Annotated in this window: 17 protein-coding genes; 6 read left to right on the top strand and 11 right to left on the bottom strand. The window is 54.7% G+C overall.

Annotated features, from left to right (window positions below; all coding sequences use genetic code 11):
- The first annotated feature begins 36 nt into the window (after window positions 1-36).
- The 3 genes from M504_RS18890 to M504_RS18880 are packed head-to-tail and all read left to right on the top strand — an operon-like array spanning window position 37 to window position 2,548.
- On the top strand, window positions 37-738 hold the full coding sequence (locus tag M504_RS18890; RefSeq protein WP_047497443.1) for a response regulator transcription factor: 702 nt from the start codon (window positions 37-39) through the stop codon (window positions 736-738).
- A complete protein-coding gene (locus M504_RS18885; protein ID WP_047497206.1) occupies window positions 738-2,162 on the top strand; it encodes an ATP-binding protein in 1,425 nt (474 codons plus the stop codon). Before M504_RS18890 ends, M504_RS18885 begins: the two co-directional genes overlap by 1 nt.
- Window positions 2,163-2,209: 47 nt before the next feature.
- Window positions 2,210-2,548 carry a PqqD family protein gene (locus M504_RS18880; RefSeq protein ID WP_047497204.1) on the top strand — a complete coding sequence of 113 codons (339 nt, stop codon included), beginning with the start codon at window positions 2,210-2,212 and terminating at the stop codon, window positions 2,546-2,548.
- A gap of 17 nt (window positions 2,549-2,565) precedes the next feature.
- On the opposite strand, the gene M504_RS18875 is transcribed toward M504_RS18880, so the two are convergent.
- The 4 genes from M504_RS18875 to M504_RS18860 form a co-directional block, all read right to left on the bottom strand.
- Window positions 2,566-5,448 (bottom strand): TonB-dependent receptor domain-containing protein, encoded by a 2,883-nt coding sequence (locus M504_RS18875; RefSeq protein WP_047497203.1) that lies wholly within the window; start codon window positions 5,446-5,448, stop codon window positions 2,566-2,568.
- Between the two features lie 73 nt (window positions 5,449-5,521).
- Complete coding sequence (locus M504_RS18870) at window positions 5,522-5,911, bottom strand: DUF2946 family protein (protein WP_156994016.1); 390 nt, start codon at window positions 5,909-5,911, stop codon at window positions 5,522-5,524.
- Window positions 5,912-5,972: 61 nt separating this feature from the next.
- Window positions 5,973-7,370, bottom strand: coding sequence for a sigma-54 dependent transcriptional regulator (locus M504_RS18865; protein ID WP_047497198.1), 1,398 nt, complete (start codon window positions 7,368-7,370; stop codon window positions 5,973-5,975).
- Complete coding sequence (locus M504_RS18860) at window positions 7,370-8,473, bottom strand: PAS domain-containing sensor histidine kinase (RefSeq protein WP_232296363.1); 1,104 nt, start codon at window positions 8,471-8,473, stop codon at window positions 7,370-7,372. The genes M504_RS18865 and M504_RS18860 overlap by 1 nt, the downstream gene beginning before the upstream one ends.
- Window positions 8,474-8,791: 318 nt before the next feature.
- Between M504_RS18860 and M504_RS18855 the strand changes: the two genes are divergently transcribed.
- The 3 genes from M504_RS18855 to M504_RS18845 are packed head-to-tail and all read left to right on the top strand — an operon-like array spanning window position 8,792 to window position 14,414.
- Entirely contained in the window at window positions 8,792-10,087 is a 1,296-nt protein-coding gene (locus tag M504_RS18855; protein ID WP_369792921.1) for a TolC family protein, read from the top strand.
- The gene (locus M504_RS18850) at window positions 10,084-11,241 is read left to right on the top strand and encodes an efflux RND transporter periplasmic adaptor subunit (RefSeq protein WP_047497197.1); all 1,158 of its coding nucleotides are present in this window, start codon (window positions 10,084-10,086) and stop codon (window positions 11,239-11,241) included. The genes M504_RS18855 and M504_RS18850 overlap by 4 nt, the downstream gene beginning before the upstream one ends.
- A gap of 2 nt (window positions 11,242-11,243) precedes the next feature.
- Complete coding sequence (locus tag M504_RS18845; RefSeq protein ID WP_047497196.1) at window positions 11,244-14,414, top strand: efflux RND transporter permease subunit; 3,171 nt, start codon at window positions 11,244-11,246, stop codon at window positions 14,412-14,414.
- A 91-nt stretch (window positions 14,415-14,505) separates the two neighbouring features.
- Here M504_RS18845 and xylA read toward each other — a convergent pair whose 3' ends face one another.
- The 7 genes from xylA to M504_RS18810 form a co-directional block, all read right to left on the bottom strand.
- On the bottom strand, window positions 14,506-15,828 hold the full coding sequence (gene xylA / locus M504_RS18840; RefSeq protein ID WP_047497194.1) for a xylose isomerase: 1,323 nt from the start codon (window positions 15,826-15,828) through the stop codon (window positions 14,506-14,508).
- Window positions 15,829-15,851: 23 nt separating this feature from the next.
- Window positions 15,852-17,351, bottom strand: coding sequence for a xylulokinase (gene xylB / locus M504_RS18835; RefSeq protein ID WP_047497192.1), 1,500 nt, complete (start codon window positions 17,349-17,351; stop codon window positions 15,852-15,854).
- Between the two features lie 197 nt (window positions 17,352-17,548).
- Window positions 17,549-18,796: an ROK family protein gene (locus tag M504_RS18830; protein ID WP_047497190.1), complete on the bottom strand. Its 1,248-nt coding sequence runs from the start codon at window positions 18,794-18,796 to the stop codon at window positions 17,549-17,551.
- 52 nt (window positions 18,797-18,848) lie between these two features.
- The gene (locus tag M504_RS18825) at window positions 18,849-19,997 is read right to left on the bottom strand and encodes a Gfo/Idh/MocA family protein (RefSeq protein ID WP_047497188.1); all 1,149 of its coding nucleotides are present in this window, start codon (window positions 19,995-19,997) and stop codon (window positions 18,849-18,851) included.
- Window positions 19,998-20,015: 18 nt separating this feature from the next.
- Window positions 20,016-21,068 (bottom strand): sugar phosphate isomerase/epimerase, encoded by a 1,053-nt coding sequence (locus tag M504_RS18820; RefSeq protein ID WP_047497187.1) that lies wholly within the window; start codon window positions 21,066-21,068, stop codon window positions 20,016-20,018.
- A 28-nt stretch (window positions 21,069-21,096) separates the two neighbouring features.
- Window positions 21,097-22,122, bottom strand: coding sequence for a ThuA domain-containing protein (locus tag M504_RS18815; RefSeq protein ID WP_047497185.1), 1,026 nt, complete (start codon window positions 22,120-22,122; stop codon window positions 21,097-21,099).
- A 17-nt stretch (window positions 22,123-22,139) separates the two neighbouring features.
- A complete protein-coding gene (locus tag M504_RS18810) occupies window positions 22,140-23,720 on the bottom strand; it encodes an acido-empty-quinoprotein group A (protein ID WP_052201052.1) in 1,581 nt (526 codons plus the stop codon).

Raw genomic sequence — 23,720 nt, 5'->3', positions numbered from 1 at the left:
CCCCGTTGCGAAATGATGTGGGAGTGGGGGCTGGGAATGACGCAGACATCTTCAAAAATCCTGATTATTGAAGACGATCGGAAGATGTCAGACGCCCTTGTAACGGGTATTCAAGCGGCTGGCTATGAGGTCATTGCAGCTGGGTCTGCAGAGGAAGGGTTTTTCCTTGTCCATAGCGAGCATCCGGATTTGCTTCTTCTGGACCTGACGCTACCGCAACGTAACGGCTTGGACATCTTGCGTCAACTACGCAAAGATGGAATCGACCTGCGAGTCTTAATCCTGACATCGCATAATACCGTTGAGGATCGCGTAGCTGGTTTGAATACTGGCGCAGACGATTATCTTGGAAAGCCATTTTCTTTTCCAGAACTACTCGCGCGTATTGATGCTTTACTGCGACGGTTTCTTCCATCTAAAGAGACCTCTACTCTTTCCGTAGGAGATCTTTGCCTGGATCGCAAAGCTAGGACTGCATCGCGTGGCGGAGACGTGCTTGATCTCACTGCGCGAGAATTCGATCTATTGCTATATCTCGCGGAGAACCGAGGACGCACGGTGTCGCGGGAAATGCTCGCCCGGGATGTATGGAGAGAGATGTCACGCTTTACACCAATCGATAACGTGATCGATGTGCAGATTGCGCGGTTGCGCCGTAAAGTGGACGATCCATTTTCCATTAAGCTTCTGCAGACAATTCGTGGACTGGGATTCAGCCTTCGGGAGCCGTTGCCCTGATGCGATGGTCGCCATCTAACCTTCGAACCAGGCTGACGTTCTGGTATGTCGGTGTTCTGGCAGTGCTCCTCGTTGTATACGCAGCGCTTGTCTTTGCCTTTCAATACGCTGTTCTCACCAAGCAAATTGTCCATGATGAAATTCAGGACGTTGTAACTGCCGAAGGTCTTCTCTACTTCGATCAAGCTGGTGCGTTACAACTCCGTCAGGATTACTATTCGCGGCCTCAGTCGCGCTTACTGGTGGATCGACTGATGGAGGTCCGCGATAGTAGCGGAAAGGTGCTGTATCGCAGCCCCACGCTTGGAAGCATGAGCCTGGGAGGGGCTGCTCGTCCTGGAGAAGGCGATACTGATTTCAATGAACGTCTGCTTCGTCTTGAAGATGGTACGCACGTACTTTTGATCAGCCATATCCACGGCATGAATGGTCAACAGCTTCTGATCCGTCTGGCATACAGTCTGGCTCCTCTTCGAGCGCGCATGGTTCAGTTCCTCGTAGTTCTGCTGATTGCGGTTCCGATTGCCCTATTGATAGCGGGAGCGGCAGGGCAGGTTATTGCGAGACGCGCCCTGCGACCAGTGGAACAGATGGCTGCACGCGCAGAAGGCATTACAGCGAAGAACTTGCATGACCGTCTGGAAGTTGCGAATCCACAAGACGAATTGGGACAGCTCGCCCTCGTTTTTAATCATCTTCTGGATCGTCTGGAGCAATCGTTTGAACAGTTGCAGCGATTCACTGCTGACGCGGCCCACGAGTTGCGAACGCCCATTGCCGCATTGCGAACTATCGGTGAGGTAGCGCTTGAAGATGAGTCAGGAGATACAGCGTGCAAAGAAGCGTTGAGCAGCATTCTGGAAGAGACCTCGCGGCTGAGTGAGACGGTCGACGCCCTTCTCCTTCTTGCTCGTGCCGAGACCACACGAGGTGGGCAAGAGCCGGAAGCATGGCCATTGAAATCCCTAGTAGATGAGGTTGTGAATCTACTCGAGGTTCTTATTGAAGAAAAAGGCCTTGCTGTTCTTCAGGACAACGAGGCTATTGGCATGAGACGCGTAAGAGCGGATCGTGGCTTGCTTCGGATTGCATTGATGAATGTGATCCACAATGCAATCAAGTTTTCACCGCGTGATCAATTGCTTTGTATTGGCTATACCCTGAACGACGTCGGTCCTCAAGCCATTCAAATCTCTATCGAAGACAGAGGGCCTGGTATTGCCGATGGAGAATACGAACGCGTGTTTGATCGTTTCTTCACCAGTAACGCAAGAAATAGTGTTGCGCACACAGGCACAGGGCTAGGACTTTCGGTGTCGAAGCTAGTAATTGAACGCATCGGGGGAACGATCTGCTTTGACGATCACGTAAAGGTAGGAGCTAGATGTGTGATCTGTCTTCCAGAAGCTTCATCCGAGGCGTGATGCGCCAGATTGCGTCGGGCTGTTGAGCTTGGGCTATTCTGAACACTATGGCGACAGAGATTCGCGGTGATAGTGTGATTGGACGCGCTGAGGGATGGCTTAGTGCATGGGTTGGGGAAGAACTCGTGATGATGGGCGCCGATACAGGAACATGTATCAGCCTTTCGCCTACCGGTGGTCGCACATGGGAGTTATTGGAAAGACCGCAGCAGTTAGATTCCTTGGTGAATGAGCTGGCCCGAGAATATGATGCAACGGAAGATGAGGTTCGTACGGATGTTTTACATTCCTTGAGCGATTGCAAAGAGAAGGTGGTATCACCGTTCATGAGTCGACCTCAGCCTGAATTGAATGCAGAGGGTAAGAAGCCGATGGCGTCCTTTTAGCCATCGGCCTTTTTTGCTTAGAAGCTGATACGCATGGCAAGCTGCACGCTGCGAGGATCTCCCACGGCCGTTGCCTTTCCGAAGCCAGTATTTGGAAGTGTGGGATAAGTCTCTGTGCCCCAGGTTGCGTTGGGGATCATATCGTTGCGATGGTTCAATACATTAAAGGCTTCGGCGATTGTCTCCAACCTCCACCTATCTGTCAGCGCGAAAGTGCGGCTGAGGCGGGTGTTCAGATTGAAGAAGTCAAAGCCAATACCTGTATTGCGGCCAATCATGGCGCCCCTGAGTGCCTCCGTGCAAGGATTGGTTCCATCATTCATTCTTAGGCCGTAACCGGCTGAGCAAGGGCGTTGTGTTGTTTGTTGCTTTGTCTGCCCGCCGGTCACAATGTTGAACGGCAAGCGCGAGTAATACTGCAGAATCCCACCTAACTTCCAACCGTGTGTCACGCGATCCCATGTGCCGTGTGCAGGAGACATCGGCGAATTGAGCGTAGCGTCGAATACCACGCGATGGCGTTGGTCGTCGTCTGAGCGGCCGCGATCTACGTTGAAGTCGAAGTTATTGCTGGGAGAACTAAAGAAGAACTCGCCGACATTGTCCATCGCCTTGGACCATGTATACGAAATGCGTACGCTGCCCCAAGTGACGGGGCGTTCGACGAACGATACGGCAAGGCCGTCGTACGTTGAATCAAAGCGCCCATCATAAGGTTTGATATTGCCCCGTGTGCTGTCCGGGCGGCTTCCATCAAGGTTGATATTTGTGTTGTAGGACGACAAGAGATGCAACCCGCGCGCATGTTGATAGCTAATGCCAAGCGACCCTGTCCGAAATAATTGCTGCTCTAGGCCAACGCCTACCTGCTCCGAATAGGCATTGGAGATGTTTTGATTCATTAGTGCATAGCTGATTTTTGATCCCGGATTCGGCGTGTTGGACACATCCGGAAATGCTGGTGCGCCGGTGTCGCTGGGAACGTAGCTGTATTGCAAGAGCCTCCCCTGCGAGGCATCGGTAGTGTTATTCGCAGACAGAAGTGCATTCGCTAGCGCGCGCAAAGGAACACGGTCATAGAACAAACCATAGCTTCCGCGAATCACTGTCGTGCGACTCCTGAAGGGAGACCATGCAAAGCCGAATCGAGGAGATATGTTGTTCGTGTCGGTTCGAATGGTTTTCAGGAACTGTAAATCGTAGCGAATGCCCAGATTCACCGTTAGCGAAGGCGTTGCCTTCCATTCATCCTGGACGTAGAAACCGATGTTGGGATTATTTTGCTGCACGAAGGGTGTCCCAAAATTCTGCGCATACGACGAGTAGGTTGTTACGCCAGATTGAAACGCGCCCAGCGACGCGAAGGTATAGGAACCTGCGATCGACATCGGAAACGTAATCGTGTCGTCGTTAAACAGAAAGTCGGCGCCCGTCTTGAAGGTGTGTTCACCTCGCTGCAGCACAAGGTTGTCCACAACTTCATAAAGAAGATTCTTTCTCGCTGTTGGTGAGGATGAAAAGTGCCCGAATGTTGCCACGCCGCTGATGACGACTGCAGGACTATTCTGCGTATTGGGTGGAGCGTTCAAACTATCCCATGTGAACTGACCGCGGGTTTCATTGAATGTGCGGGGCGAAAGCATGGCCACGTTATTGATAGCGATTGTGTGGTTCGTATCCATTACGGCTGTGCCATAACTCACATCGGCAAGCGCACCCGCACCGCGCGCGTTCGTCGCATTTAAGCGGTAGTAGCTATAACGTGCGATGAACTGATCCGCGTCGCTAAAACGATGATCGAAACGGACGAACGCGTTATCGGTATGAACTGTCGTGGGATACAACGTTGTCGGTGCGGCGCTCACGGTGAGATGTGGACCAGTGAAGCCGATTGCATTCAAACGGGCATTTACAGCGGCGGCCTGTGTCGGATTGATCGTCACGACTCCATCCGTATTCAGTCGTCGCCCTTCATAGTTGCCAAAGAAGAAGCTACGATCTCTTTTGACGGGACCTGAAAGGCTTGCACCATATTGGCCCTGTGTTAGGGGAAGCTTGCCTTGCGAGAGTGCATTGGAAGCGTTCAGACGCTGATTACGAAGAAATCCGTACAGTGTTCCATGTAGATCATTGCTCCCACTGCGAGTAACGATATTGAAATAGCCACCCATGGCACGGCCAAATTCTGCCTGTCCACCAGATGTGACTACCTGAAATTCGTGCACGACGTCCATGCTGTAGGAGTTGCCTGCGAGACCAGCAGCATCGTCGTTCGCCGAGAGTCCATCAACGACGAAACTGTTTGAGAAGTTGCGTTGACTATTGATCGAATAGCCCTGCCCGATCACCGGAGATGTTTCTGCGAAGGTTTGTACACTTGCGGTGTTTGTCGTACTTACTCCTGGTGTCAATAGAGCGAGATCAAGATAATTGCGACCGCTATAGGGAAGCTGATCGACTTCTGCCTGGCTGACAGTCTCTGAAATCTGGCTGCGATTCTGTTCCAGAATCGGTGATTCTGCAATGACAGATAAGGTTGTGCTAGCGGTCCCAACTGTCATCTGCAATGTCACATCGAAGGAGGCTCCCACTGTGAGTTGTGCAGAGGCCGAAGTAGCGTTGAAACCCGGGGCGTGCGCCGTGATGGTGTAGCTTCCAGGCGCGAGATAGGGGATTCGAAATCGGCCGCGGACGTCCGCTGTCGCGTTGAATGTCAGCTGCGTTGAAGAAGCTACAGCGGATACCTGGGCCGAAGGAATAAGCGCGCCGGTGCTATCAACGACGCGGCCAGTGAGGGAACTGCTAGTAAGACTCTCTTGGCAAAATGCAGGATGCGAAACTACTGCTGTCGCCAAAGGAACAAGCACAGCAAGCACGGATATACGTGCGGACCGAAACATGAAAATCTCCACGGCAAAAAGGAAACGTGCCTTACACACGCCCTTCTACTCATGAAGTCAGAACGTGTGCGAATTAGGCGAGGAGATGGGAAGGGGGGCCACGTTTTCCATGGCTATAGGTCGCATCAGCAAGCGAATAGATGTTGCTCTGCGGGAACAAACCCGAACGTGTGGACCGGGGTGTGGCATTGCCCAAAAATGCGGCGGAAGCAAGGGCGTCCACATGAACGGCGGTTGACCCCAGCACACCGCAGCACGGGCAGTGGTCCATACGCGAGCGAAACTCTACGTGGGAAGCGTGATCCGTGACGCCGGAATCATCCTGCATCGCCATGCAATGATGCTTGGCAGCTTTGCGGCAGCAGGCAGGCAAAGTTGACTCGCTACCGGTCGCAGCCAGAAGCGGCGAAACAAAGCTGAATCCGAAGATGATCAGCAACGCCAATGCAAGGAGCTTACGCAATGGCCTCAGTAGAGCATGATCCTGAAGGAGATGCAATTATTCCGTTGCGTTTGACTGGTATTCAGGCACGAATATCGCGCACTGGATCGGCTTCCTGTCCCGGAGCCAAACCATGTTTCTCCATGCGATAAATCAGTGTACGGCGACTGATATCGAGGTATCGCGCGGCGTGCGTCTGGTTGCCGTGAAACTTCTCAAGCGCGCGGCTGATCAAATCTTTCTCCACTGCTTCCAGGCTAATACCTTCCTCTGGAAGATCAGGCCACAAGGAGGGCGCCTGTTGCGACGGTCGCGCAATCTCTTCCGGTAAGTCATCTTCGGTGATCAGGCTATGCGTCGCCAGGACGATCAAACGCTCCAGAACGTTTTCCATCTCGCGAACATTCCCAGGCCACCGATACGCGACAAGCCTCTTAAGTGAACCTTGAGAAAGGCTGATGTCCTGAAGCCCATGACGTTGACGCGAGCGCTCAAACAGCTCCGCAAGTAGGAGAGGAATATCTTCGCGCCGCTCCCGGATAGGTGGGATAAAGAGCGGAACGACAGCAAGGCGATAGTAAAGATCTTCGCGGAAGGTGCCGTCTTCCACCATGGCCTGCAGGTTCCGATGTGTTGCGGCAATCACGCGCACATTCACGTGAGTGGGCTTATTCGCACCGATCTTGGAAATCTCCCCTTCCTGCAGTAAACGCAGAAGTTTCACCTGTGCATCCAGTGGGAGTTCTCCGATTTCATCCAGGAAGAGTGTTCCGCCATCGGCCGCTTCCACGCGTCCAAGACGATCACTGACTGCGCCTGTAAACGCGCCACGCCGATATCCGAAGAGTTCTGATTCCACCAGATCGCGGGGAATCGCTCCGCAATTGATTGCAACGAACGGACGGCTATGTCTGCGACTGTTGTGATGAATCGCGCGCGCGATCAGCTCTTTGCCGGTCCCTGTTTCGCCCTGGATCAGGACAGTGGCATCGCGTTCCGCAACACGTGCTGCCTGGTCGAGTACGCGGAGAAAGCTTTTCGATTGAGCAATGATGCCGCTGAATTCATAGCGCTGGTCCAGCGCGGAGCGCAACGTCCGTACTTCCTCCAGAAGGTTCTGCCGCTCCATGGCACGATGCACAACCAGCAACAGTGCATCAAAATCCAGTGGCTTAGTGACATAGTCGTACGCGCCGTTTCGCATTGCCTCAACGGCGCTTTCGACTGTTCCAAAGGCGGTGACGACAATTACCGTGGTCAGCAAATTCTCGCGTTGAATGAAACTGAGAAGCTCCATCCCGCTGGTGGGCATCCGAAGATCGGTGATAACTAGCGGAGGTTTCTCAGAGGCCAGCAGTTTGCAGGCTTCGTCGCCGTCACTTGCGAGTGTGACTTCATAGCCAGCTTCTTCGAGCTGCATCTGCATAACGCGGCGAAGACTGCTGTCGTCATCCACTACGAGAATATGATTTGGCCTCATTATGCGGCTCCCACGAGGTTGGACGGAACGGCCGTCGCGGTCAACGGAAGTTGAAGAAGGAAACAAGCGCCCCGTGGCGAATTCGATCTGTATGTGAGGGTCCCAGCGTGTTGTGACGCGATTGTGGCTGCAATTGCCAGCCCTAAGCCAGTGCCGTTTGTCTTCGTTGTGAAGAAGGGATCAAAAATTCGCTCTGCGACTTGTCCCGTAATTCCTTCACCTTCGTCACTCACTTCGATTACAAGATCGTTTGCGGTGAGCGATGTCGTCATCTTCACGATGCCATGTTCTGGCGATGCTTGGATGGCATTCAAAAGCAAATTCAGTAGGAGTTGTCGAATCTGTTCCGGATCGCAGGTAATCTTTTGCGGTATCGCGATCAAAGCTAGTTGCAGTGTGATGTTTCGTTCCGCAGTCGCGTGTTGCGCAAGGGTGACCACAGATCGCAGAAGGTCATTCGCCTCCACTTCCTGAAGCCGGGGAAGCCGTGGTCTCGCAAAGATAAGAAAGTTCGTCAGTAGCTTATTTAGCCTTTGCGACTCTTTCGTAAGAATTTCCAAGCACTCTCTCTGGCTACCTTCGGAGGCTTGTCCACGGTAAAGAATTCCAGCGGCACCACTAATGCTTGCGAGAGGGTTACGGATCTCATGGGCCAGGCTCGCTGACAGTTGTCCTGCAGCTGTCAGTCTCTCCGTTTTTCGCAGATGCTCAATATTCTGCTGTAACTCGATATGCAAGGTCTCCAACTCATGTTTGGTGGTTTCGACTCGCATGCGAAGCATCCGTTCGCGATCTGACAAAACACCCGCGATGATACCCGCGGCCCCGAATGTACTCAATTCCACAATCTGATCCTGCGCATCCGTCGGTGCCGCATGCCAGTGGCGATAGATAGAGGGGGTTTGCAGAACGATGGCAAAAAGGATTGTCTTGAGCGTCCCGCGCCAACCGAAGAACAATCCGGCAAGCATGAAGGGAAGGATGTTGAGATGGTGGAGAATATTATGAAGCCACTCTGCACGCGGCGGTATAACCCAGGTGAAAACAGCCAGCAGGGTAACCAGACAGACGATGAGCGACGCCTTCATCTTACTGGTTCGCATGCTCTCCATGGGCCTCATAGGCCTATTGTCCCACGCGTTGCGCAGGTCGCCTGGCTCTATGCCCCTGAGTCGAGGCAACGGGAACGAGGGAGCGTGGTATACGAAGTGGTCTGCGTGAAACACCGGCCTATCAACAGCAATTTGATAGCCAAGGCTACGCACTCAATTTCATAGAAAAGCAGAGCGATCACGACGTATCCCTGCGCCTTACGGGACACCTGCTGTCCTATATGGAACAGCGAAACCGTTCCGGACGGATAGAAACGTCACTGTTTTCGGTGATATCGCTTTGGCAGTTGAATTGCGACCACTTCGCTTGTGAAGCGTATTTGCATAGCTATAACAGCGACGCTCGTGTCAGTCTGTCCTTTGCTGTCGGCACAGTCCCCATCGTCTACCGCTGCCTCTGTAGATTCGGAGTCCAAGAGCAGTCTCACTCTCACGTTGGATCAAGCTCTCGCAATGTCACATGCACATAGTCCTCGCCTCAAGGAGGCAGAGGCTGTTGTGGCGGCAGCGAAAGCCGGAATCAAAACTGCACGTGCGTACAGTAATCCGAACGTAGAAGTGTTTGCAGGGCGTCAGTATGCGCGTCCGATTGCGACCCCGGGTGTCCCGGGACTGCTCCAGCACTATGCGGGATCACAGGTTATTGAGATTCCGTCAGAGCGCGGTGCTCGCAAGCGAACGGCTGAGCATACGAGTGAGGCGAGTCGCTGGGCAGCTCAAGGAATGTTGCGATCTGTAGACGCCGATACAAGACATGCGTTTTACGAAGCTCTCCATCGGAGAGAAGAGATCGCGCATGCAACAGAGAATCTGCAGCTGGTTAAAGACCTGCATCGTCGCGTGACCGTGGAGGTCAATGCCGGCGAGAAGGGAAGATTGGAATTAACACGTGCGACAGCCGAACTTGCCCGAGCTCAATTCGCGGTCAGCAGCGCGCAACTGGAATATGCGCAAGCCATCGCGCATCTCCGAGCTACGATTGCTGCGCCCGCCGGAGTCGAACTGAACCCGCAAGGTGATGTGGAACCCCGGATGTCTCTGCCGCACTTTTCCGATCTTCGTGCCAAAGTCTTCCAATCGCATCCCGCGCTTCTGCAATCTTCTCAGGAACGGGAAGCAGCCGAGGCTTCGCTCGATCGACAGAAGGCTTTGCGCATCCCCCAACCTACGGCATTCGCGGAATTCGAAAATCAACCCGATCTTCGATATTGGCGCGCTGGTGTCACCGTGCCACTGCCGATCTTTGATCGCCGACGTGGCGCAATCGAAGAAGCAAAGGCTATCGTGACGCGCACAGATGCCGTGTTGGAACAGCGCCAACTTGAAATCACCGCAGCTTTAGAGCGTTCGTATGAACAATATCAATTGGCTGACGAACAGGTAGGGTCACTCGAAGCGGGACCCCTGCACGCCGCGGAAAGTGCAGTACAAGCCGCGGAGTCTGCGTATCGCTTCGGAGAGCGCGGAATTGTGGAAGTGCTTGATGCTCAGCGCGTCCTTCAAAGTGTTCGTGGTGATTTGCTGGATGCGCAATACGCGCGGCAATCAGCGCTGGTCGATCTGGAAGAACTTGGCGCGGTCGCGCCTTCGGGAGTTACACCGTGAAAGCAAGATTTTTGAAATATCAGATGATGTGCCTGTGTTCTCTCGTACTGCTTGCAGGATGCAAACAGAAGGTTGAAGAGAAAAGCTCCGCGCAACAGCAGGATCCCAACATCGTCACGGTGGGTCCAGGGCTGGCAAATAACCTGAAGGTGGGTACGGCCCAAATCGCAGATTTGAAGGGAACGCTTCAAGTGGCGGCGCACGTGGAAACGGATGCGCGACGTATTGCCCGCGTCGGATCGCCGGTTGCCGGAAGGATTCTCCGACTGATTGTCTTTGAAGGACAGAAAGTGAATGCAGGCGCAACGCTTGCCACGCTTCACAGTACTGAGCTATCCGATGCACAAATGCAATTGATTAAGGCAGAGTCACAGCAAGGATTAGCGGCAGCGGGAGTTGCGCGAGCGGAACAACTTGTGGCAGCGGATGTCATCGGTCGCGCAGAACTGGAACGCAGGCGTGCGGAGCAATTGCAGGCCGCGACGGAAGTTGCTGCATACGGCACACAGTTGCGCGGGCTTGGTATGACCGAGGGACAGATTCATCAGTTGGAGACGAATCGCAGGCTGAGTGCCGATTATCCGATAGTCTCTCCGCGTTCCGGAACTGTGTTGAAGCGTGATGTGACGGTGGGACAGGTGGTGCAGCCCGCAGACCCAGCCTTCACGATTGCTGATCTTTCCAGCGTTTGGATCGTGGCCAATGTCCCCGAAGAAGAGGGCGCTGCTCTTCAGCAGGGATTGGAAGTAACCGTTCGCATCCCCGCGTCGCCGACAGACGAGATTCACGGCCGACTGAGCTATGTATCGCCGATTGTGGATCCGAATACCAGGACCATTGCAGTGCGAATGGACGTTGCAAACACTGGTGGCGCTCTGAAGCCGGATCAGCTTGCCAGTATGAGCTTTGTTGGGAAGAGTCAAAGACAATTGACGGTCCCGAACACGGCCGTAGTGCGTGAAGAAGACAAGGATCATGTCTTCGTGCGGATTGGAAAAGGACGTTACATCCTGCGTGAGGTGGTTCTGGGCGTGGAGGAAAATGATCGCCGCGCTGTTGTGAGCGGTATCACTGAAGCAGATTCGTTGGTTCTTGATGGTGCCTTCCATCTCAACAATCAACGTAAACAGGCGGCCATCAAAGGGGGCGAATAACTATGCTGCAACGCCTAATCGCAGGCGCTCTGCGGCAGCGTCTGATCCTTGTTGTCGTCTCGCTTGTTCTGGTTGGCTTCGGTGTGAATGCAGCGAAGCACCTATCGGTAGATGCGTTCCCCGATGTTGCAAATGTACAGGTTCAGATTGCAACGGAAGCAACCGGGAAAAGCCCTGAGGAAGTGGAGCGCTTCGTCACGGTACCCATTGAGATTGCGATGACGGGGCTTCCCGGCATGACGGACATGCGTTCGTTGAATAAACCGGGATTGTCTCTCATCACACTTGTCTTCACTGATGAGAGTGATCTCTTCCGTGAGCGTCAGATGATCTCTGAACGTCTCGCGGAATTACGAGATCGTATGCCGGAGGGAGTAACTCCGGTACTGGGGCCGATTACAAACGCGTTAGGCGAGGTCTATCAATACACGCTTGAAGTGCCCGGTGAGGCAGAAGCCAAGCATGTGCTTACACAAGAGGAACTCATTCAAAGGCGCACTCTAGAGGATTGGGTTGTTCGGCCGCTTCTGCGTTCCATCTCCGGTGTTGCGGAAATCAACTCCACCGGAGGGTTCGTCAAGCAATATGAGACGCTTGTCGATCCACAGAAATTGCACTATTACAACCTGACCATTCACGATGTCAGCACAGCTCTTTCGCACAACAATGCGAACGAAGGCGGCGGCGTTCTGCCGCAGCACGCGGAACAATATCTAATTCGCAGTGTGGGACTCATTCGCGATCTCGACGATATCCGCAATATTGTTTTGAAGGAGTCAGGCGGAACACCGGTTTACATTCGCGATGTAGCGGATGTCCGTATCGGAACCGAGGTCCGTTATGGCGCCATGATCAAGAACGGTTATTCCGAAGCCGTTGGCGGCGTTGTACTCATGACAAGTGGTGGCAACGCGAAGGAAATTGTCAGTCGAGTTAAAGAGCGCGTAGCAGAAATCAACGCGCGGCATATGATTCCTGATGGTCTTCAGATTGTTCCGTACTATGACCGTTCGCAACTCGTAGACGCGGCGATACACACCGTGACAGAGGTCTTGGGCGAAGGAATTGTCTTAGTCGTTGTTATCCTCTTTCTCTTTCTCGGTGATCTACGCTCGAGCCTGATCGTCAGCGCCAACCTTGTGTTGACGCCGCTGTTGACGTTCATGGTCATGAACTATCTCCACATCTCGGCAAACCTTATGTCGCTTGGCGGTCTTGCGATCGCCATTGGTCTCATGGTGGATGGTTCCGTTGTGGTCGTGGAAAATGTGTTTGCGACATTGAGTCACGCATCACATGACGGCCATTCGATGAGTCGTCGCGGAAAATGTGATGTGGTTCTGCGAGCAGTGGGAGAGGTTGCGACGCCTACACTCTTCGGCGTGACTATCATCATTCTCGTGTTCCTCCCTTTGATGACGCTCGAAGGGATGGAAGGGAAGATGTTTGCGCCGCTGGCGTATACCATCGCCATCGCACTTGCTATTTCCCTGGTGCTTTCGCTCACTCTATCGCCCGTACTGTGCACCTATCTGCTGAAGGGCGGAACAGAAAACGATACATGGTTAGTTCGCATCTTGCGACGGCCGTATCAGGCTGTACTTCATTGGGCGACGCGGCACCGCATGTGGATGATTGCCGGCGTTGTGGTGTTGTTTTTAGCATCATTGTGTCTGTTCCCATTCCTGGGTACATCGTTCATTCCGGAAATGCAGGAGGGAACGCTCTCACCCAACGCGGATCGTGTTCCAAATATCTCGTTGGATGAATCCCTGCGCATGGAAAAGCAGATGCAGTCCCTCATGCTCAAAGTTCCGGGTGTCGAGAATGTTGTCAGCCGTGTCGGACGAGGTGAATCGCCTGCTGATCCTGCGGGTCCAAATGAAGCGGATGTACTCGCATCGTTGACGCCGTTTGATGAAAGACCTCGTGGCATGACGCAGGATGGAATCGCGGAGCAGATTCGCGAGAAGCTTGCCACGCTTCCGGGCATCAACCTGGTAATGTCGCAGCCCATCAGTGATCGTGTGGACGAGATGGTTTCCGGCGTTCGTGCGGACGTCGCGGTGATGCTATACGGTGACGATCTCAGCCTACTGGTAAAAAAGGCCGGTGATATTGCGCGCGTAGCGAGCGGTATTGCGGGTACCCAGGATACGCGTGTGGATCGTGTTGGTGGGCAGCAGTACCTGACGATTCAGATCAATCGCGGGGCGATCGCACGCTACGGACTCAACGCATCCGACGTGAACGAGGTGATTGAGACGGCGATTGCGGGCAAGGCTGCAACTCAGATTTACGAAGGAGAACGGCGCTTTTCCGGCGTTGTAAGATTGCCATCTCGTTTGAGGGATAGTGTGGAAGATGTCCGGGAGCTGCTGATCAGTTCGCCGGACGGGCCTCGCATTCCTTTGAAGGAACTCGCGGATGTAAAGGTGGTCGAAGGTCCCGCACTCATCAACCGAAGCATGGGGAAGCGCCGCATTGTGGTGGGTGTTAACGTGCAGGGTCGCGACCTTGGCGGTTACGTGAAGGAGTTGCAGCAGAAGGTAGATCAAAAGGTGCCATTGCCCTCAGGCTATTTCATTGAGTGGGGAGGACAGTTTCATAACATGGAACGTGCTCTGCATCACCTGATGATTATTGTCCCGATCACCATTGCAGCTATTTTCTTCTTACTATTTGTTCTCTTTAAATCGGTGCGGTACGCGGCGCTGATCATCACCGTGCTGCCTCTCGCATCCATTGGAGGTATCATCGGTTTGTTCGTTACTGGTGAATATCTATCCGTGCCCGCATCCGTAGGTTTTATTGCACTGTGGGGTATTGCCGTACTGAATGGAGTTGTTCTTGTCAGTTACATAAAGAAGCTTCGCTACGAAGGGCGATCTCAGACCGAGGCGATTCGAGAAGGTACGGCTTTGCGTTTCCGGCCTGTGATGATGACGGCGACGGTGGCAGCGCTGGGACTTGTGCCATTCCTGTTTGCGACAGGTCCAGGATCAGAGATTCAGCGGCCTCTTGCCATCGTTGTCATTGGAGGACTGGTTACATCCACAGCTCTCACGCTTCTATTGGTGCCTGTTGTGTACCCGCTGTTCGAAGGAAAGGATATCCCTCTCTTGGCTGAAGATGAGGATGACGTACAGAACCCGGCGCCTTATGTCTCATAACTTAAGTACGCTGAGTGATCGCGCCTTTCTAAGGGAGAAATGCAAAGAGGCACAGCGTGCGCTGTGCCTCTTGCCGTTATCTCCGAAATGATTAGGAATAGATACGTCGCGCCAGCAGATTTTCAATCTGTTCCTGGCGTCCGGAACGCGGTTGCGGCTGAATGCTGTTCTTCAATGCATCCTCTGCAATCTCATCCAGTGTTTTCTTGCCGGTAAGAATGGCCTGCGCTTCCGGGGCCTGCCAGCCCGCATAGCGATCGGTAATTACCTTATCGTAGGTACCTTCCTCGATGATGCTGGCTGCCTTCAGGAAGGCGCGGGCACACAGATCCACTCCACCAACGTGAGCGTAAACCAGGTCTTCCGGCGTGAAGCTCTGACGACGCACTTTCGCATCGAAATTCATGCCGCCCATGCCCAGACCACCTGCCTTGATGACCTGATACATGGCCATCGTCATGGTCCACAGGTCGTTGGGGAACTGGTCAGTATCCCAGCCAAGCAGGGCATCGCCACGGTTGATATCGAGCGAACCGAGAATGCCAAGCGCACCGGCCGTTGCAATCTCATGCTCAAAGCTGTGGCCAGCCAGCGTGGCGTGGTTTGCTTCCAGGTTGACACGCACTTCGTTTTCCAGGCCAAACTTCTTCAGGAAGCCGTAGACCGTGGCGGCATCGAAATCGTACTGATGCGATGTTGGTTCCTTCGGCTTCGGCTCAATGAGAATCTGTCCCTTGAAACCAATCTTGTGTTTGTAGTCCACCACTAGCGACAGGAAGCGGCCCATCTGCTCCAGTTCCTGCTTCATGTCCGTGTTCAGCAGCGTTTCATAACCTTCGCGGCCGCCCCACAAAACATAGTTTGAACCGCCCAACTGCTGCGTAACATCCATGCAGTTCTTCACCGTGGCTGCGCACCATGCAAAGACTTCCGGATCGGGATTGGTAGAAGCGCCCGCCATGAAGCGCGGATGTGAGAAGAGATTCGCCGTGCCCCACAGCAGCTTCGTATTCGACTTGCTGATCTTTTCACCAAGATAATCTGCAATGGTGTGCAGATTCTTCAACGTTCCAGCCAGCGTCTCCTCTGCAGGAGCAATGTCTGCATCGTGGAAGCAGAAGAAGGGAAGATCAAGCACGCGGAAAAGTTCAAACGCTGCATCTGCCTTCACCTTTGCTTGCGCAATTGGATCGCCCTCTCCCATCCAGGGACGATGAATGGTCGCGCCACCGAACGGATCCGTGCCCGTCATTGCAAAGGAATGCCAGTACGCGACGGCAAAGCGGAGATGATCTTTCAGAGGCTTGCCCAGCACGACGCGTTCCGCGTCGTAAAACTGATAGGCAAGCTGGTTCGTGCTGGTGGCACCTTCATACTTCACGGTGGGCAGATCATGAAACAGCGTGTCGGACAAGGAATTCTCCAATCGTGAAGTGGTTAATGGGATGAGTCGGATTGCAATTCAGGATAGGCCGCAAAGAGGCATGTGTTGTAGCGATATCTTGCGGCACGGTACAAAGAAAGATGTCCTTCGCGGGCTTGCGCGGTCTTGGATTCATCAACCTTCACCATGCGATCGCACAGTTCAACAAAGGAAGCTGGAGCGCCGTCCTGAACGGATTTCGCGAACATGGCCTGAATCGCAGCGCCCAGGCATCCTGCTTCATCTTCCAGCGGAACCTGAATCGTGGCACCTGTTGCATCTGCCAGCATCTGTCGCCATTGCCTGGATCGTGCTCCGCCGCCGATTACCAGGATCTTGGTTGCGGGCTTGCCGTCGAGGATCAGATCGAGGCCGTTAAGGATCCCAAAGGTCACGCCTTCAATTGCACTGCGTAGCAAATTGGCTGGTGAATAATTTACCGCAGAAATGCCGTGCAAACTGCCCTGTGCATTCGGGAGATCGGGAGTGCGTTCGCCGTTGAGAAAGGGAAGGAAGGTGAGTCCGCTCGCACCGGGGGCAGTGTCTCCCAGAACCGGGTCGATATCTTCTACGGTGAGTCCCAGAAGATGTAGCGTTTGCGTCACAACGTTGGTCGCGTTCATTGTGCAGACAAGCGGCAACCATCCACCGGACGAGGAACAGAACGGAGCCACGCTGCCGTTAGTGGCAACTAGCGGAGTATCGCGATACGAATAGACCGTGGATGAAGTGCCAAGGCTCAGTGTGACCACGCCTTCACGAACATTGCCTGTGCCAATGGCGCCCATCATGTTGTCGCCGCCACCACTTGCCACAACGCACTTAGGCGAAATTCCAAGCTCTGCGGCAACCTCAGAACGAACAGTTCCCACGATAGCGTCGGCTCCGACCAATGGCGGGAGTGCCGCATGTAGAAGGCCCGATCCATCGTCGATTGCATCGAGAATCTCTGCGATCCATACGCGTGTTCGCACGTCGAAGAATGCTGTGCCGGAAGCATCCCCGTATTCTGCAACGATGTTTCCTGTCAGCCAGAAATTCAAATATTCATGCGGCAACAGAATGTGGCGGATGCGTGTGAAGTTCTCCGGCTCGTTTTCTTTGATCCAGAGCAGCTTCGATACGGTATATCCCGTAAGTGGAAGAATGCCGTAGCGCTCTAGAACAGCCGAGGCACCGCCGAGCTTCTCAATCAACGCAGCATTTTGTGCGGCAGTTTCTGTATCGTTCCAAAGCTTTGCAGGGCGAATTACATTCTTCTGTTCATCAAGAATGACGAGTCCATGTTGCTGACCAGATACAGAGAGTGCAACGACTCCCTTTCCGTCGCCGGAAACGGCCTGCTGCACAGAGGCGATTAGCGCATCCACCCACCAGCGCGGTTCCTGCTCGCGCGCTCCGTTGTCCCGTTCGATCAACGCATGCTTCGCATAGCCGCGACCGTGAGCTTTGCCATCGGTGTCGATGAGGAGAGCTTTTGTGCCCTGGGTACCGCAGTCAATTCCAAGGTACATTTTGCTACTTCCTCTCATGGATCGCGCTAGCTATCCGCGGGTTCCAGTAAAGGTGGAAGCATTCGCGAAAGGCGATTTTGTTTATACCAGAAAATATATGTACCAACATAGGTGATGTCAACGCGCAACACCGCATTCTGCCGAAGGAGATATTACTCCCGGAGAAGAAGTAATACCGGTGCCATGGCTCTGTTGGACTAGGCCGGGATGGGGAGGGCTCGTTCATGGGTCGAACGGTGATAGCCAGCATGCCGCTGCATGAGCATGGCTGCGCCGCCGCTCAGACGCGCTAGTTCTGCATCACCCGCTGCACGGAGCTGCGGTGGATCTCCGGCCAGCATCGACGAGGACATTTCCCGTTCTATGATTGGGCCGCAGAGATCCCATGCTGCGGTAATGTCACCTACAACAAGAATCAGCTCCGGTGAGAGGGTGGCAGTCACCATGCGAAGACCACGGCCAAGCGCGCGCGCCTGTTCTGTGATGGCTTCTCGAGCCAGTGCATCGCCATCTTCCATCTGCCGCAGCAGTTCGTAGATGTTCTGCACCTTCTTGCGACCGCCAGCGTTGTAATAACGGATCGCAGCACGCGAGGAGGAGACCATCTCCCAGCATCCGTTTTGCCCGCACTGACACTGCGGTCCGGCAGGATCAACAGACACATGGCCAAACTCACCGGCCAACCCGTTGTATCCGGATTGCATATGTCCACCAGCAAGGATTGCGGCTCCCACGCCTTCTGCCACGGCAACAAGGACGACGTTCTTAACGCCCTCGAGCCGTCCGTACCAGAGCTCGGAGATCAAGCAGACATTCGCATCGTTATCAATCTCCACCTGCAGGCCGGATTCGATCTCAAGCGCAGATTTCAGATCGAAGTCGTGCCACTTCATGTTTGGTGCCAGCACTACGCGCTGCGTCGCCGGATGCATGCGGCCGGGTACGCTAACACCAACGCCCTCGAAGGACTTGGTGGAATGTTCTTCACGCAAAGCGCGCATGCGTTTGCCGATCTGAGCAACGGTGCGAGCCAGATCGGAGTACGTGGGAATGGTTTCGCGTGAAAGAAAGCGCCCACTCAGATCGACTACAGCAAGAATGGCTCGATCCGGGCGCAGGTCGAGTGCGAACGTGACCATGGCACTGTTCACTGAAAGCATGGTGGATGGACGCCCACGCGCTGCCTTGATGACAGCGCCCTCCTGCACCCAGTTCTCTTGCACCAGCTGTTCGACGATTTTGGAAACGGTACTGGGACGTAACCCGGACAGGCGCGACAGGTCTGCCCGGGCCAGCGGTTGTTTGAAGCGGATCAGTTCCAGGATGATGTCGCGATTGATGTCGCGTGCTATCTCGCTGGAAGCTGGCTGCACCGAGGCAAGATCGATCCTGCGAATGCCACGCATGGGACGAGTACCGTTTTGCCTGGGTGCAGAAGACTTCATGAGTGTATTTCCAACATGCTACGCCATTTGGCCGATTGTTCCGGCGTTGTTACTACAGCTTTGTCCAGGCCGACCCGTTTTCAGAGGAGGCAAGTACGGCATCAATGAAACGCATACCGCGAACGCCGTCCTGTACGTCCGGCAAGAGCTTCGATATGGGATTCGGTTCACGATCTTCCAGCTTGGCTGCCAGCAGTTCGGCTAGATCCTTGTAAAGCTGGCCGAATGCCTCCAGATAGCCTTCCGGATGACCGGAGGGAACACGCGTGCTGTAAACGGCCCACGGTCCGGCTGTCGGACCGCCGCGCGTAATGGTGCGTGGCGCGTCGTTCAGCGGCGAGTGAATGAGGTAGTTCGGATTCTCCTGATGCCACTCAAAGCTGCCGAGCTCGCCATGGATGCGAAGCGTAAGGTCGTTCTCAATGCCTGCGGCGATCTGCGATGCGATCAGAGAAGCTTTGGCTCCGCCTTCAAAACGGATCATCGCCTGAACGTTGTCATCGAGGCGGCGACCCGGGACGAAGGTGGTCACATCAGCAGCGATGGACTCCGCCTTGAGGCCCGTGGTGAAGAGAGCAATGTGGTAAGCATGTGTTGCAATGTCGCCAAGTGCTCCGCCTTTACCGCTCTTGGTGGGATCGGTACGCCATTCAGCCTGCTTTGCACCGGTCTGCTCTACCGGAGTGGAGAGCCAGCCCTGTACGTAGGCGACATTGATCATGCGAATCTTGCCCAGTGCACCGTCCAGAATCATTTCGCGCATCTGGCGAACCATGGGATAGCCGGAGTACGTATGCGTCAGGCCGAAGGTAAGGCCAGACTTGTGCACGATCGCAGCCAAATCTTCGGCTTCATCCACGGTCATCGTCATAGGCTTGTCGCACATGACGGGGATGCCTGCATTGAGGAATGCCTTGGCAACGGGATAATGCGTGCTGTTCGGTGTAACAATGGCTACTACGTCGATGGGTTCCGGGTGCTTTGCTTCCGCCTCGGCCATCTCCTGATAGCTTCCATAGGCGCGTGGCACGTGGATCTCTTTCGCGAAACTCTTTGACTTTTCCGGATCAGAGGAGAGAGCCGCAGCCACCAGTTCAAAGCGGTCGTCCAAGCGTGCGGCCATACGGTGAACCGCGCCGATGAAGGCTCCGGGCCCACCGCCCACCATACCCAGACGAAGACGTCGTTGCAGCTTTGCCATGATTCTTTCGATCTCCTCTTACAGTCCCAGCAGCTTACGCAGCATGTTGTCGTCCGTTTCAGCACCAGCGAAATCGTCGAATGCTCTATCCACGGCCTGAATGATGTGCTTTGCAATAAACGGAGCACCTTCACGAGCACCCTGTGAGGAGTCCTTAATGCAGCACTCCCACTCCAGCACTGCCCAACCATCGAAGCCATACTGTGTCAGTTTGGAGAAAATGGCGCCGAAATCCACCTGCCCATCGCCCAGTGAACGGAAGCGTCCTGCGCGGTTTGCCCACGACTGGAAGCCACCATAAACGCCCTGGCGTCCCGACGGACGAAACTCCGCATCCTTCACATGGAACATGCGAATACGTTCGTGATACAGGTCGATGTATTCCAGATAGTCCAACTGCTGCAGTACAAAGTGGCTCGGGTCAAACAGCAGGTTGCAACGCGGATGATTCTTGACCGCTTCCAGGAACATCTCGAACGAAGCGCCATCATGCAGATCTTCGCCGGGATGAATCTCGTAGCAGAGGTCGATACCGTTTTCGTCGAAGGTGTTCAGGATCGGCGTCCAGCGCTTGGCCAGTTCACCAAATGCTGTTTCCACCAGGCCCGCAGGACGCTGCGGCCATGGATATAGATACGGCCATGCCAGTGCACCAGAGAAGGTCGCATGCGCCTGCAAACCGAGATTCGCCGAAGCCTTCGCCGCATACTTGAGCTGCTGAACAGCCCATTCTGTGCGTGCCTTCGAATTGTTATGAACTTCGGCCGGGGCAAAGCTGTCGAAGAGGGCATCGTACGCGGGATGTACGGCGACAAGCTGACCTTGAAGATGAGTCGAAAGCTCGGTAAGCGCAACACCATGCGATGCGAGTGTGCCGAGCACCTCGTCGCAGTAGGTCTTGCTCTCTGCTGCCTTCTTCAGGTCAAACAGGCGTCCATCCCAGCTTGGGATCTGCACGCCCTTATAGCCGAGTGATGCGGCCCACTGTGCAATCTCGTTCAGGTTGTTGAAGGGCGATTCGTCGCCCGCAAACTGCGCCAGAAAGATGGCTGGCCCCTTGATCGTCTTCATGAAATCTCCTGCGGCGTTCCCGACAATATTACCGTTGCGGAGGTGCCTGTGTCGGCGTGCCGGGTGCCGCAGCACCGGTAGCACCTGCCGGACGAGGTCCCATGGGACGTGCAGGCATCGTCATATCCAGCGGATTTGCGCCCTTTGCAGCGTTCGGATCCATCGCGGCCAGGTCGGCTCGGAAGCTCACCGTATTTGCCGTGGGGAACGTCGCTGGCACAGCCTGTGTCACCTTGCCGGTGGCCGCCCACTCCACGCCGCGCTGGAAGAGCACGACAGAATCCGTGGAGCTTTGCGCATACACGTCGTGTCCCCACGCTGTGTGGAAGGTGCGTCCTTTGCCGAAGGTCGAGGTCATTACCATAGGCTCATTCTCGCCAGTGCCATGATTCGCGGGATCAGAATAGGCCGTGGCCAGCACGGTCATACCGCCGGGACCGCGCAGGTATCCGTAGAGTTCATCGCCCATGTGCATCCAGGTTGTCGGCAAGCCGCGCATAACGGGGTTCTTTGTATCGCGAACCGTTACGAGAAACGGCTTGCGCAAGCCATGCATCGCATTGTGGCCAGTGTCTTCTAGAGGCACCACTTTGCCGTCCTTCCATACCCAATGCGGACCAGCATCTTCCTTACGTCCGCGCCAACCACCTATGCCAACCATCTGGTTGTAGGCCTTCCAATGAGGAAAGGCATTGTCCGCTGCGTGAATGATGACCAGACCTCCGCCGCCCTTCATGTACTGCTCGAAGCTGGTCTTCACGTCATCTGGCCAACGCTCGTCTGGCGCGTCGTAGTTCAGCACAATGACGCCATACTTCTTCCAATCCGGATGGAATGTGCTAAAGTCGGCGCCCTTTGGCGGTGCAGTGAGCACTTCCGTATCGAAGATGCCAACCTCGTCCAGTTCCTTCTTCAGAACCGGCGTAATAGCGGCCCAGTTATGGTACGGAGCGGCGCTTTCACCATCCACAATCAAAACGCGGATGTGCTGTGCTGCCCATGCCTGCCCAGCGCACAATACGCCAGCCATGATTGCCATTCCGAACTTCTTCATGGAACCGCTCCTCGCAGTTATTTCGCTGCTTTTTTCGTGCCTGTGCCTTTGGCTGTTGGATAACCAGGCAGTGTCCATGCATACATCACGCCGCCGCTGCTCATCAGAACTACCTGCTTGCCATCCAGTTCATAAGTAATGGGCGTGGATGAAATGTTGCCGCCGGTGCCGGAGTGCCACAACGTTTTTCCTGTGGCGGTATCAAGACCCAGGAAGTTACCGTCCGCGTCTCCGCTGAAGGTCAGCCCACCATCGGTTGTCATCACGCCAGAACCTGCGCGACGGCCAAGCTCATGCGACCAACGAATCTTGCCGGTCCGATAGTCAATGGCCTCCAGGACACCCTTGCTCCACACGCCGTAGTCAGCGCCTGCCCAGCCGTAGGCTCCATCCGCCGGTTTGCTGAAATACACGCTGTAGCTGGGCGATGCGCTCACAATGAACAAGCCAGTTTTTGGATCGAAGCTTGGCGAACGGAAGTTCGTCATACCGCCTTCATCCGGGGCAATCAGACGACCATCTGGAGCAGGTTCTTTCTCGGGATCGGGAATTGGCTCACCGCGTTCATCCACGCCCTTGGACCAGTTCACAGGACCAAACGGAGCAGTCACTAGCGACTTGCCATTCGTGCGGTCAATCACAAAGAAGTAGCCGTTGCGCGATGCCTGCATCAGCACCTTGCGCTTCTGGCCTTTGAAATCCACATCCGCCAAAACCGGAATCTCAACGGCGTCCCAATCATGCGTGTCATGCGGCGAAGGCTGGAAAGCCCACTTCAGTGTTCCGGTATCCGGATCCAGCGCAACGATGCTGCATGTGTAGAGGTTGTCGCCAGGGCGTGGTTTGCCGTTCAGTACGGGCGTTGGATTGCCTGTGCCCCAGTACATCAGGTGCAGATCGGGATCGTACGTGCCGGTCATCCACACGTTGCCGCCAGTGGTCTTACCCTTGGTCCCAACCGGATCGGTTGCAACCCAGTTCCACTGCGTGGCACCGGTGTCTGGATCGAGCGAACGAATGAATCCTTGCAGATTGTCGAAGTCGCCTGACGCACCCACGATCACATGGTTGCCGACGATCAGCGGCGACATTGTCGACCACTGTCCCTTGTTTGAATCGGCGACCACAACATCCCACAGCACTTTGCCGGTCTTTGCGTCGAGCGCCATCGCGTGCGCGTCGCTGGACATGTAGTAGATCTTGTCCTTCAGGATGCTTACGCCGCGCTGACCAATATGAAAAGCTTTATTCGGTGGGGCGGTGAAGTGCCAGATGGTATGACCGGTGCGCGCATCAATGGCCCAGATGTTGTCGGGCATCGTGAAGTAAAGAATGCCATCAACAAGAATTGGAGTCGCCTTAATGGGCTGTGTCTGGCCAGTCTGAAAAGTCCACGCCGGCGTCATGTTTTGTACGTTCCCGGTGTTGATCTGAGTCAGCGCGCTGTGGCGGCGACCGCTGTAATCGCCATGAAAGCCAGGCCAGCTATCCTTCGGCGGATTCTTCAGCATGTTGAAATCGACGGACTGTGCGGATGCTCCCAGCGCACACACCGCAACCAGCGATAGGACTCGAACGCTCTTAAACCAATGCTTCAC

This window comes from Terriglobus sp. TAA 43, assembly GCF_000800015.1.
In the GTDB taxonomy this organism is placed as follows: domain Bacteria; phylum Acidobacteriota; class Terriglobia; order Terriglobales; family Acidobacteriaceae; genus Terriglobus.
Note: the sequence above shows the minus strand (reverse complement) of the source record. Positions and strands in the feature narration are given on the sequence as shown.

Bases quoted from the DNA above. Each gene is read 5' to 3' on its own strand.
- M504_RS18890 (WP_047497443.1), top strand. From the start codon at position 37: ATGACGCAGACATCTTCAAAAATCCTGATTATTGAAGACGATCGGAAG.
- M504_RS18885 (WP_047497206.1), top strand. From the start codon at position 738: ATGCGATGGTCGCCATCTAACCTTCGAACCAGGCTGACGTTCTGGTAT.
- M504_RS18880 (WP_047497204.1), top strand. From the start codon at position 2,210: ATGGCGACAGAGATTCGCGGTGATAGTGTGATTGGACGCGCTGAGGGA.
- M504_RS18875 (WP_047497203.1), bottom strand. From the start codon at position 5,448: ATGTTTCGGTCCGCACGTATATCCGTGCTTGCTGTGCTTGTTCCTTTG.
- M504_RS18865 (WP_047497198.1), bottom strand. From the start codon at position 7,370: ATGAGGCCAAATCATATTCTCGTAGTGGATGACGACAGCAGTCTTCGC.
- M504_RS18860 (WP_232296363.1), bottom strand. From the start codon at position 8,473: ATGCGAACCAGTAAGATGAAGGCGTCGCTCATCGTCTGTCTGGTTACC.
- M504_RS18845 (WP_047497196.1), top strand. From the start codon at position 11,244: ATGCTGCAACGCCTAATCGCAGGCGCTCTGCGGCAGCGTCTGATCCTT.
- xylB (WP_047497192.1), bottom strand. From the start codon at position 17,351: ATGTACCTTGGAATTGACTGCGGTACCCAGGGCACAAAAGCTCTCCTC.
- M504_RS18830 (WP_047497190.1), bottom strand. From the start codon at position 18,796: ATGAAGTCTTCTGCACCCAGGCAAAACGGTACTCGTCCCATGCGTGGC.
- M504_RS18825 (WP_047497188.1), bottom strand. From the start codon at position 19,997: ATGGCAAAGCTGCAACGACGTCTTCGTCTGGGTATGGTGGGCGGTGGG.
- M504_RS18820 (WP_047497187.1), bottom strand. From the start codon at position 21,068: ATGAAGACGATCAAGGGGCCAGCCATCTTTCTGGCGCAGTTTGCGGGC.
- M504_RS18815 (WP_047497185.1), bottom strand. From the start codon at position 22,122: ATGAAGAAGTTCGGAATGGCAATCATGGCTGGCGTATTGTGCGCTGGG.